Annotated in this window: 12 protein-coding genes; 3 read left to right on the top strand and 9 right to left on the bottom strand. The window is 43.7% G+C overall.

The window, feature by feature from the left end:
- Positions 1–258: 258 nt before the first annotated feature.
- Positions 259–1,593 (top strand): dicarboxylate/amino acid:cation symporter, encoded by a 1,335-nt coding sequence (locus K5L93_RS15600; RefSeq protein WP_220720664.1) that lies wholly within the window; start codon positions 259–261, stop codon positions 1,591–1,593.
- A gap of 63 nt (positions 1,594–1,656) precedes the next feature.
- On the opposite strand, the gene can is transcribed toward K5L93_RS15600, so the two are convergent.
- From can to grpE, 3 genes are all read right to left on the bottom strand, one after another.
- On the bottom strand, positions 1,657–2,259 hold the full coding sequence (can, locus tag K5L93_RS15595; RefSeq protein ID WP_220720663.1) for a carbonate dehydratase: 603 nt from the start codon (positions 2,257–2,259) through the stop codon (positions 1,657–1,659).
- Between the two features lie 86 nt (positions 2,260–2,345).
- Positions 2,346–2,603, bottom strand: a complete 258-nt coding sequence (locus tag K5L93_RS15590; RefSeq protein WP_220720662.1) for a DUF1289 domain-containing protein — start codon at positions 2,601–2,603, stop codon at positions 2,346–2,348.
- Positions 2,604–2,778: 175 nt separating this feature from the next.
- Entirely contained in the window at positions 2,779–3,408 is a 630-nt protein-coding gene (gene grpE / locus K5L93_RS15585) for a nucleotide exchange factor GrpE (protein WP_220720661.1), read from the bottom strand.
- Positions 3,409–3,561: 153 nt separating this feature from the next.
- On the opposite strand from grpE, the gene nadK reads away from it, so the two are divergent.
- Both nadK and K5L93_RS15575 read left to right on the top strand, forming a co-directional pair.
- Entirely contained in the window at positions 3,562–4,443 is an 882-nt protein-coding gene (gene nadK, locus K5L93_RS15580) for an NAD(+) kinase (protein ID WP_220721535.1), read from the top strand.
- A 27-nt stretch (positions 4,444–4,470) separates the two neighbouring features.
- Positions 4,471–5,175 carry a flagellar brake domain-containing protein gene (locus K5L93_RS15575; RefSeq protein ID WP_220720660.1) on the top strand — a complete coding sequence of 235 codons (705 nt, stop codon included), beginning with the start codon at positions 4,471–4,473 and terminating at the stop codon, positions 5,173–5,175.
- A gap of 8 nt (positions 5,176–5,183) precedes the next feature.
- Here the strand turns inward: K5L93_RS15575 and K5L93_RS15570 are convergent, their stop codons facing one another.
- The 6 genes from K5L93_RS15570 to K5L93_RS15545 all read right to left on the bottom strand — a co-directional run bounded on the left by K5L93_RS15570 (position 5,184) and on the right by K5L93_RS15545 (position 11,497).
- Positions 5,184–6,416 (bottom strand): cysteine desulfurase-like protein, encoded by a 1,233-nt coding sequence (locus K5L93_RS15570; protein ID WP_220720659.1) that lies wholly within the window; start codon positions 6,414–6,416, stop codon positions 5,184–5,186.
- Positions 6,413–7,054 carry a 2OG-Fe dioxygenase family protein gene (locus K5L93_RS15565; RefSeq protein WP_220720658.1) on the bottom strand — a complete coding sequence of 214 codons (642 nt, stop codon included), beginning with the start codon at positions 7,052–7,054 and terminating at the stop codon, positions 6,413–6,415. The genes K5L93_RS15570 and K5L93_RS15565 overlap by 4 nt, the downstream gene beginning before the upstream one ends.
- A 240-nt stretch (positions 7,055–7,294) precedes the next feature.
- Positions 7,295–8,515 carry a multidrug effflux MFS transporter gene (locus tag K5L93_RS15560; protein WP_220720657.1) on the bottom strand — a complete coding sequence of 407 codons (1,221 nt, stop codon included), beginning with the start codon at positions 8,513–8,515 and terminating at the stop codon, positions 7,295–7,297.
- 155 nt (positions 8,516–8,670) lie between these two features.
- Positions 8,671–9,525, bottom strand: coding sequence for an ABC transporter permease (locus K5L93_RS15555; protein ID WP_220720656.1), 855 nt, complete (start codon positions 9,523–9,525; stop codon positions 8,671–8,673).
- 9 nt (positions 9,526–9,534) lie between these two features.
- Positions 9,535–10,392 (bottom strand): ABC transporter permease, encoded by an 858-nt coding sequence (locus tag K5L93_RS15550; RefSeq protein WP_220720655.1) that lies wholly within the window; start codon positions 10,390–10,392, stop codon positions 9,535–9,537.
- Positions 10,382–11,497 (bottom strand): ABC transporter ATP-binding protein, encoded by a 1,116-nt coding sequence (locus K5L93_RS15545; protein ID WP_220720654.1) that lies wholly within the window; start codon positions 11,495–11,497, stop codon positions 10,382–10,384. The genes K5L93_RS15550 and K5L93_RS15545 overlap by 11 nt, the downstream gene beginning before the upstream one ends.
- Positions 11,498–11,540 lie beyond the last annotated feature (43 nt).

Here is an 11,540-nt window from a genome sequence, read left to right as displayed (position 1 = left end):
CGTTGTTGAGAACTAAGTGGGGGCAGCAAATTGCTTTTCAAGGGAAAAAATAAAAAAAACTCACTAAAAACCTATTCTAGCAAATTATTCAAGAGTGCTTAGGTATTGAGCACGCCACCACGCATTAAGTTCATAAAACCAACAAAAACCACCCAAAGCAGTGCTAAAAATGGCTATTTTTATAACCTGTGATACTATGCGCGAAACTTTAGGTTATATGCAGAGTTAAATCCTGCATAAAATACAGAGAGAAGGGAAATGAAAAACGATTCAAAACTGAGTCTTACTCATAAAATACTAATAGGTATGATTACCGGTATTGGCTTAGGGGTGTTCTTACAAACCTTTTTTGCTGAGTCTATCTTAGTCAAAGATTACATCGTTGACGGCGTTCTTAATATTGCTGGCTCAATCTTCGTATCCAGCTTGAAAATGCTAGTGGTTCCATTGGTATTTGTTTCTTTAGTATGTGGTGTATCTTCAATGAAGGACACTGCTCGTTTGGGTCGCCTTGGCGGAAAAACAGTACTACTGTATTTGGCTACCACTGCGATTGCTATTTCACTAGCCATGGCAGTTGCATTACTTGTGCGCCCGGGTACAGGTATAGAACTTACCAGTGAGGCGGCATTTGTCGCTAAAGAAGCACCAAGTATTAGCCAAGTTATCATTGATATGTTCCCCGATAACCCTATTGCCTCTATGGCTCAAGGCAACATGTTGCAAATTATCGTGTTTGCATTGTTATTTGGTATCGCAATCGCAATTTCTGGTGAGCCAGGCAAGCGCATTGGTAAACACTTTGAAGACTTCAATGTAGTAATCATGAAGTTAGTAACCATTTTAATGAACCTAGCCCCTTACGGCGTATTTGCGTTACTAGCGAAATTGTTCTTTGAAATTGGTTTTGACGCGATTGCTAGCTTACTCAGCTACTTCATGGTGGTATTGGTTGTATTACTACTGCATGCCTTGTTGGTTTACCCTTCACTACTAAAAGTACTTACTGGTTTAAACCCGCTTATTTTCATTAAGAAAATGCGTGAAGCTATTGTATTTGCTTTTAGTACTGCCTCTTCAAATGCGACTATTCCAGTCACTATGGAAACAGCTACTCATAAGCTAGGTGTACGTAACTCAACTGCTTCGTTCACCGTACCTTTAGGCGCCACCATCAACATGGACGGCACCTCAATTATGCAGGGTGTAGCCACTATCTTTATTGCAACGGTGTATGGCATTGACCTAACCGCAGGCAATTTCTTAATGGTTATTGTTACGGCAACGCTTGCGTCAGTAGGTACCGCAGGTGTTCCGGGCGTTGGTTTAATTACCTTAGCAATGGTATTGCAACAGGTTGGTTTACCGGTAGAAGGCATTGCGCTAATTATAGGTGTAGACCGCTTATTAGATATGGTGCGCACCGCAGTAAACATTACTGGTGATAGCATGGTGACGGTTGCCGTAGCTAAATCGGAAGGTGATTTAAACATAGAGACCTACAACAACCCTCAAGCAGGCTTATCTGAAGAAGAGGTACATCTTCCTCACGGTGAATCAGATACCAGCTTGGCCTCGGCCGAAAAAGCCTAGGCTTATATAAACACCAACAAAAACGCGGCCATGGCCGCGTTTTTTTATCGTTAATAATGCAGTCTAACTATTGCCAGATATCGAGATATCTAGATTGTTTAAAATACCGTTTTGTATAGAGTAAATGCAGCCATGCACCGACAATTGTTGGCCTTTACTCCAAGCATTTTGCACGATAGATGTTTGCGATACGTTTTTAACTTGCTCCACAACATTTAGCTCACACAAGCGGTCAGCACGCTGTTTCTTGTCTTCAATAGCATCCAGCTCCGCTTGATGGTAACGGTAAACATCTTTAAGATGGCGAAGCCAGTTATCAATCAAACCAAACTGTTCGTTTTCCATCGACGCTAACACCCCGCCGCAACCATAATGCCCAGTAACGATAATGTGCTTAACTTTTAATACATCTACTGCATATTGAATAACCGACAAACAATTTAAATCAGTATGCACAACAACATTAGCAATATTGCGATGGACAAATACTTCACCCGGAGGTAGCCCCGCAATCTGATTTGCTGGAACTCTACTATCACTACAACCAATCCACAAAAATTCAGGGTTTTGCTGTTCAGACAAATCACAGAAAAAGGTTGGATTCTGTTCTTTTATATTTTTAGCCCAGCTACGGTTATTCTCTATTAGCTGATTTAAATCACTCATACGACCTCTAGTTGACAACACATCCCTATAACGCGAGGTATATATTGCCCGATGTGATAGATAACCGCTACTACTTACCGCAGTATTTACTCATCAAATGGCAGCTCATTTTGCACCGAGTTTTGCTGCTGTTGCTCAGCTAACTTCTTACGCTGCATACGAATAAAACGCATTCTACGCTGCTTGGTTAGCCGTAATATGTTCTGCTGCTGAGCAGGCGCTAAGGTTTGCCATGCAAAACGTTCTTCTCGATTTCGGAAACAGCCCATACACAAACCGCGGCTATTTGTTTGACAAATACCACGACAAGGATTGGGGATGTCGAAAATCTCTAACTGTTCCATTTGCAGCAATGCTTACCTTTTGAGCAATACGATTAATTTTTATTCATAGCTCTACAATGGCATAGCCAAGCAACTTAGGTCAAAAAATTCGCCAAATCGAGAGCTTAAATCAATCTAATATTCAGACATAAAAAAAGGGCTCGAAAGCCCTTTTTCTATGTAGCGACAAAGTACACTATGCGCTAGTGTCTACCGAAGCTGCTTTAGAAATCATCACCATTGCTGGACGCAATAAACGACCATTTAACTCGTAACCTTTTTGCAAAACCGCTACTACAGTGTTTGGCGCTACACCTTCAACTTCTTGCATACCCATCGCTTGATGCTTCTCAGGATCAAACGCTTCATCCTGTGGTGAAACCACTTCTATACCAAATTTTTTCACCGCATCAATTAAGGTTTTAAGGGTTAGTTCAACGCCTTCAACCATCGAAGTTAACGCTTCATCTTCACGATTAGCGTGTTGCAAAGCCATTTCCATGTTGTCAATAACTGGCAGCAATTCATTAGCAAACTTTTCTAAAGCAAACTTGCGCGCTTTTTCTACTTCTTGAGCAGAGCGGCGGCGAATGTTTTCTACTTCTGCTTTGGCGCGAATAACACCGTCTTTTTGGTCAGCCACAGTTTGTTCCGCTGTTGCTAAACGCTCAAGTAACTCAGCTACGCTAATTTCTTCACCAGCAGACTCTGCAGCTTGTTCTTCCACTTCAGTTTCTAGCTCTGCTTCTACCGATTCAACTGGTTGCTCTACTTCGTTTTCCGCTACCACTTCTTCAGCTTGTGGTTTGTTTTGCTCACTGCTCATGCAGGGTCTCCGTAATTCTTCACAAATAACTTAAATCTGTTGCATATTATGGGGATCAAACCGCCGCTTTCAAGTGATAGTCACGATAAAACTGGCTGAGGAGCAAAACCACACGTTATAATCACTAGCAACACAATGTTAAATCAACAAGTTATGACTCAAACCTTCAACACTATTGGTTTAATTGGCAAACCCCACCACGAGGGCGCCAATAATACCTTAACAGCGCTCTACCATTGGTTGCTTGAACAATCATATTGCGTATTGGTAGAAGAGCAGACCGGCCAACAACTCAGCATTGATGGGCTTAATCTGGTTAGCATTAACCAAGTAGGCGAACAAGCTGATTTAGCCATTGTGGTTGGAGGCGATGGCAATATGTTGGGAGCAGCGCGAGTATTATCGCGCTACGACGTTGCCGTGCTAGGGGTTAACCGCGGCAACCTTGGTTTTTTAACCGATTTAGATCCCTTTAACTTTGAGCATCCTTTAAAAGAAGTATTGCAAGGCAAATTCATAACCGAGAAACGCTGCTTATTAGAAGCCAAAGTGCTGCGCCATAACGAAGTTAAAAGCCATAATAGCGCAGTAAACGAGGTGGTACTGCACCTTGATAAAGTGGCCACCATGTTAGAATTTGAGGTGTATATAAATGACCACTTCATGCTTAGCCAACGCGCCGATGGACTGATTGTGACCACCCCCACTGGGTCTACCGCCTACTCGCTATCGGCTGGAGGACCGATCCTCACGCCAAATTTAGATGCAATAGCTTTGGTGCCAATGTTTCCTCATACCTTAAGTTCGCGCCCCATTGTGGTAGACAGCGATAGCGAAATTAAACTTAAGTTGTCACATGACAATAGTGAGCACATGCATATTAGCTGCGATAGCCATGTATCACTGCCGGTAATGCCGGGTGATGAAGTGATTATTCGCAAACAAAATCATCCGTTGCGCCTAGTTCATCCTAAAAGCTATGATTACTTTAAGATCTTAAGAACTAAGCTCGGCTGGGGAAGCCGCCTGTTCTAAGCAAACATGTAATAAGGAAGTTTTATTTTGCCAGCTACACCAAGCCCTCGCGTTAACCAACGCCAAGAAGTTGTAGAAATAATGCGACAATTGCGTTTTGGCGACGTTTTAGATGTGCAGTTTGTAAAAGTAGGTAATGTACGGATTAAATGTAAGCTTATTGGCTTAGATGACGCTAACTTTCTTATCTTTGCTGTGCCTAAATATGCCCAACAAGGCCATGGCGACGTATTGGTGGAAGGCATGGCTTGCGTGATCCGTTCAATCATTGAGGGAGAAGCTGGTCAGTGTATTGCATTTCGCAGCATCATTACCGACATCATCAAATCCCCTAAGCACTTATTGTTTGTTAAATATCCATCTGAAGTAGAACGTTTTAGCCTACGCAAACAGCAGCGCGCAAGTACGCGTATTCCTGCAACAGTCACTCACCGTTCTTCAGTGAGCGACCAGCAAATTGAAAACGATTTAAGCTTTGACGGCATTATTCTCGATTTATCCGCCGGTGGTTGCCGCTTCAAAATGGCGTGGCCAGAAAGCAATGGCAAACTGTTGCTTGATAGCGTGTTTGTGTACATTCGAATTCCCGGCAAACCAGAGAATGACACAGTAATCGAAGGCAATATAAAAAGCCAAAGCCGAGATGGTCATAACCATATTGCTGTGGGTATTAAGTTTCAAGGTGATACCGACCTAAATGAACTATTTGCTCACCTAGCCTTAGACGTATAAAAAGGTTACTAGGCACAGTAACGATCTAAAAGGTCCCACAAACGGTCCACTTCTTGATGAGTGTTATAATGCATACAACCTACACGTAACACCCCACCTTTATCCATCACCCCCAATTGCTCCATCATGCCTTGCGCATAAAAATGCCCATGCCACGTGGCAATATTATGCTCGCCCAACATAGCGGCAATTTGCTGCGGCTGAGTATTTGGCCAGCACAACGAGAACGTTGCAGTGCGCATGTGTGCACGCTGCAAGCTACTCTCACCGTAAAGCGTGGCTTGCGGATGGGCAGCCAAGCGCTTCAAAAAATGCTCGCTTAAAGCTTGTTCATGCGCGGCAAACTGCTCAAAACTGGCGGTTAATGCTGCTCGCTTATTTTGCTGTGGGTTCCAATCAGCCAAGTAGTCAACTGCTGCACTCATGCCTGCAATAGCCGCAAAGCTTTGGGTGCCGGTTTCAAAACGACCAGGACCAAGATTAGTCGCGGGCTCAACTTTATAAGGTTTGAGCAGCTCCAGCCAAGGATCGGCTACATAAGCAATACCAAGGTGAGGCCCAAAAAACTTGTAAGCCGAACAGAGCAAGAAGTCGCAGCCCAGTTGTTGCACATCCACTAAACGATGTGGCACATAATGCACCGCATCCACATAAACCATTGCGCCTACGCTTTTCGCTTTATGGATAACTCTTTGTAAATCAACAATGCTACCGCTGGTATTAGAGGCATAAGTAAGCGCAATAAGGCGGGTATTAGAATTTATCAATGACTCTAGGTGCGCATAATCCAAATTACAGTTAGCCGGGTTAATTCTCACTTGATGCACCTTAGCCCCTTTGTCGGCAGCTGCCTGTTGCCAGCTCGACACATTGGAATAATGATCAAGTGCGGTCACCAGTATTTCATCATTAGCTTGCCAGTCTCGGCTTATTGCTCTACTTAACTTAAAGGTTAAGGATGTCATATTGGCATCAAACACAATGTTATTAGCGCTAGCAGCATTCAATAAGGTTTTAGTCTGCTGCCTCCCTTTTTCTACAACCTGTTCAGTATGCTTGCTACTAGCAAAAGCGCCGCCTAAATTAGAATTACCTTTTATAAAGTAATCGTTCATGGCTTGCAGCACTGAAGCGGGCAGTTGCGCGCCCCCTGGCCCGTCTAGATAGATTAAGGGCTCTTCATCCCCCCTAGCATTTAAGGCAGGAAACAGCTTGCGTGCAGCCTCTACAGAAAAACTCATGCTTCATCCTTTGCTGTTAATACAAATACATCCATAAAGCCCGGTTCACTGGGGCGATGAGCACGAATTGGCCTTGCATAGTGCCAAAGTTTACTGTCATCAAGTAGCGCGACTTCACCACTGTCTAGTGCTAAGGTCATAATCGGTGCTTGATGTTTATCTTTAAACACCATGAAGTCTCCACCATCAATATTATGACGACGAATGCCCACTACGGCGATATGGCTAAATCCATCTTGATGCACTCCTTCAGGAGCAACTGGTGTATCGGAAGCCTGCGCGGCAATTCTAATTTGATGAATTTCAATCTCTTGCTGTTCACTTAAGCTATTTGCTTCCAAGAAAAGGGCACACATTTCATACATGCCTTTAGAAGCAGTAATGCTCTGCTCAATATCCTCAAACTGACGAATAACATCGCCTTGAAAGTGATTCACCTGTTCACTTTGCACAAAGCTCCGACCTGGCAGAGCTTGCACCTTTCCATCATTAATACGAACAACAGAATAGCGACGTAAACGGTATTGCCCATCGGCATGCTTAGTATGAGGAAGATTATCAAATGAAGACGATAAATCGTGCACTGCGGCACCGCTTAAATGGTTTAGCTGTAGTAAACAGTCTGCGTGAGTGTTCATGGTTCAATCTCTGGTTAACAAAGTGATAACATTAAGACTAATAATAAACAGCTGCCAGCGCCACACCAAACAGCATTAAGAATCACAAATTACTATAAATTCAACATTTAAAACCAAATGATATTTCCAGGATTAGTTAAAACACCAAACCGTAACAACTAATCAGTGGCTTAAAGAAAAACTCTCCAGTTTTTCCTTAAGCCACTGATTTAATGTAGATTAAAAACGATATTTTATGCTTTAAGAAGCCAATGATTGCTTGCCTTTAAGATCTGGATTGTCGAAGCCCTTGATTAGCAACAAGCTACTCGCTGCCACTAACCAAAAGCCGATCACCACTGGATAACAAGTTTGGTTGAAGCTAAGGCCGATAAGGCTACCAATGGGAATAGCCACCAGCGTAGAAATACTCGCCACAAACGCCGAGCCCATTCCTGCAATTGCTCCTAAAGGCTCCATGGCTAAAGAGTTTAAATTACCAAACAAAATACCAATGCAGAAAAATGCTGGGATCAAATAAGCCATTAACCACCAAAGAGGAGGCACTCCGCTGCTAGCTATTAGTAATAAACAAAATACGCTCGTAAGGGCAAGTAAGCCCCACAACGCAGCCTTAATCATTAAGCGCATGCCTAACTTAAGTACAAAACGACCATTCACTAAGGATGCAACACCTACGGCAATCGCCGCTAAAGCAAACAGCAGCGCAAAGTTGTCGGCTTGATTGTAGAGTTGAATAAACAATAATGGCGCGCTATTTAAGTAACCCATAAAAGCGCCAAAAATAAAACCAGATACAATGGTGTAAACCAGCGCACTGCGCTTTTGCAGTAAATGCTTAAGCCCTTCTACAAAGCTTTGTAATGTTAGAGGGCGACGTTTATCCAAGGTTAAGGTTTCTTCTTGTCCCCGCCAAAAGCCAAGACCAGTAGCAATAGCCATAAGCAATAACATGCCGAAGATCCAACGCCAGTGGGCCAAACCTAAAATAACTTGGCCCACCGCGGGGGCCAAAATCGGCACGACAATAAATACCGAAAACACCACAGACATAATGCGCGCCATTTCAGCGCCTTTTAACTTGTCGCGCACTAAGGCCATAGTAATAATTCTTGGCGCTGCTGCGCCCATACCTTGCAGTACTCGCCCGGCGATAAGCCAAGCAAACGAGCTAGACAATACACAGATAATGCTACCTACAATAAATAGTAGGTAACCAACATAGATAGGAGGTTTTCGGCCAACTGCATCTGACCATGGCCCATAAACAAGTTGGCCAATCGAAAGGCCTATAAACAGTGATGTGATGGTCCATTGGGCATGCGCGGGATTAGCCAGTTCGAAATCTTCGGCAATAGCTAACAGCGCCGGTAGCATCGCATCAACCGACAAGGCCACCAACGACATCATGCCCGCAAGTAAGATAATAAAGGCTTTAGAGTGGGTACTGCTGTGTTTCACCAACTACTCCCTAGTACAACAGTGAGCTGTTGGTTATATCACGCTCAAATCGCAATAGCGATAAACAATAACAGCGCAGCTAATTTTTAACTTTTATCGTCAATTTAAGTGCATAAGCCACAACAAAACGTTGTTATCTTTTAAACACTAAGAACTTAATCCTGTTTACTTTTGCCATCAAATAACATCGATACCAAAGCAATAAAAGCAGAGCCAAGCATCAATAATAATGACACAGCATTGAGCACTGGTGTTGACCCTTCGCGTAAACGGTCATACATAGCAATAGTCAGCGGCGCGTCGGACCCCACCAGCATTAAGGTAGTATTAAAGTTTTCGAAAGACATTAAAAAGCTAACCACAGCAGCTCCGATTAAAGCGGGGCTAAGAAACGGCAATACCACTGTAACAAAAGCTACCCAAGAGTTAGCCCCTAGGTTTAGCGCCGCCTCTTCCAAGCTAAAATCAAACTTACGTAAGCGAGCTAACACCACCAAGGTGGCAATAGTGGTAATAAATGCTACTTGGCCAATCACCACCAACACAAAACCTGGCCTCAACCACTCTAACTCCCAAGCAAAGCTGTTCTCAATGCTGTTCGCCAAGCTGCTACTGGCGACTAAAATCGCCACCCCTAAAATCACTCCAGGTATCACTAAAGGCAACAATAAACCAATGTATAACCAGTTCTTCCCTGGGAAATCAAAACGAATGAACAGCCAAGCATTAGCCGTGGCAAGCAGTAAGGAAAACAAGGTAACAAAACACGCTATCGAAGCACTCACCGCAATGCTAGATAACAAACCATCATCATAAAGAATGCCCAGCTTAGGCTCAGTTTGACCAATAAACCAATCCAAGGTGAAGCCTTGCCAAGGTAGTGCCGCAAACAAACTATCATTAAATGCAAACACCGCCACAATGCTTAATGGCAGTGCCAAAAAGACTAAAAACCCCACCATATAGAACTGATAAAAGGATTTAGCAGGGCCACGTAATTGATGCAGCATAAGGCACTCCTAACGTCCCAAAGTACGACTAAATGATTGGCCACTTAGCTTTAAACCCAGCGCCACGACTAAGGACGAAACCAGCAATAAAATCACCCCAAAGGCAGCGCCCAACTCCCAATTAAAACGCGTAATAAACTGAGTGAAAATCTGTTCGGTAAACCATAGGCTATCTTTTCCGCCCAATAAACGCGGTGTTAAATAATTTCCTAGGCAAAGCATAAACACCATGATGCAACCCGATACAATACCGGGCATAGCATAAGGGACAATTATTGAGGTAGTAACGTTCCAACCATTGCCGCCCAAATCGTAACCGGCTTCTATTAAGCTTTGATCCAAGCCCTCCAAAGTGCTTACCAATGGCACCACCATGAACAACATTGAGGTATACACCAACCCTACCAACATGCTCACATCGTTGTACAAAAATTCAATCGGTTGCTCGGTCAACCCCAGAGCCATTAAACCTTGGCTAATCACACCAGATTCACGTAGCAATATCATCCAACCGTAAGTGCGCACTAACTCACTGACCCAGAAAGGCAGCAAGCAACTTAACAACAGCAAACGTTTAACTTTACCTTGCGCTACCTTAGCAATGAAAAAGGCCACCGGAAAACTTACCAGCAAGGTGATGAAAGTGGCTAACAACGACATCCACACAGTGCGCAACAAAGTTCGCCAATAGAGCGGCTCGCCCAAAAACTGTTGGTATTGGTACCAACCTACGCTGTCCCCAGCCACATAATCCCGTTTGATGAAAGACAGCTCTAGCATCTGCAAATGTGGCAATACAATAAGCAGAACAAACCACAGTACAAAAGGAAGCAGTAATAAGTAAAACCCAAGCCCTTTAGCTTTCACCCTTCACCTCTTGGCTAATACAAATTGCTTGTTTAGCATCCCAAAATATTCGTAACTTACTGCCCGGAACTATGTGCTGCAAAGAAAAACTGGCACCTGGAGCCACTCGGTAACTGTCTTGATGGTGAGTATCTTTAACCACTAAGGTGGAACTTGCGCCATCAAACAAGCATTCTTCAACTTCTACATCAAACTGGTTATCGGCTTGAACTTCCCTTCCCGCTTCACAAATTCCAATGGCTTCTGGCCGCACAAATACATCCACCAGCGACTTTTCTGCTTGATCAATAGTAGTCGCTACGATCAGGTGGCGACCTCGAGCGGTTTTAAGTAAAGCAACACCTTGTCGTTGTTCACACACCACTGCTGAATGCGCATTGGTTTGGCCAACGAATTTGGCCACAAACGCCGTATTCGGTTGATAATACAGCTGCTGCGGACTGGCTACCTGTTCAAAGCGGCCATTGTTCATTACCGCCACCTTATCTGACATCACCAAGGCTTCAGATTGATCGTGAGTAATGTAGATAAAGGTTGTGCCAAATTCGCGCTGCAAGTGCTTTAGCTCAACTTTCATTTTTTCACGCAGTTTTAAATCTAGTGCGCCTAAGGGCTCATCAAGCAACAGTAAACGAGGCTCCAGTACTAAGCTGCGGGCAATCGCAATGCGTTGTTTTTGCCCGCCCGATAACTGAGTAATTTGCTTGTTTTGACTGCCATCTAAGCCCACTCGCTCTAACACATCTTTAATCTTATGCCGTCGCTCGTTGGCTTTAATACCACGGCGCTTTAATCCGTAAGCAATGTTCTCCGACACATTCATGTTCGGAAAAAGAGCCAGGTGCTGAAACACCATATTCACTGGGCGCTTATTTGGCGCTAGTTCGTTAACCCGCTTTTGATGGATCTGAATCTCTCCTTCACTGGGTGATTCAAAGCCAGCCAACATTCTTAATAAGGTGGTTTTACCGCAGCCAGAAGGGCCTAAAATAGAGAAAAACGAGCCAGCCTCAACTGAGAAATTAAGCTTATCTACTGCTGTAAATTCTGAGAAATGCTTCGAGAGGTGTTTACATTCAAGATCATATTTAGCGTTTGCCGCCATAGTACTTCCAAATAAAGCAGAGGGGCGCGAGCGCCCCAATAAA

Origin of the sequence: Agarivorans litoreus (assembly GCF_019649015.1) — a bacterium.
Lineage (GTDB): Bacteria > Pseudomonadota > Gammaproteobacteria > Enterobacterales > Celerinatantimonadaceae > Agarivorans > Agarivorans litoreus.
The sequence above is the reverse complement of the archived record's forward strand: the minus strand, read 5'-3'. Positions and strand labels throughout refer to the sequence as shown.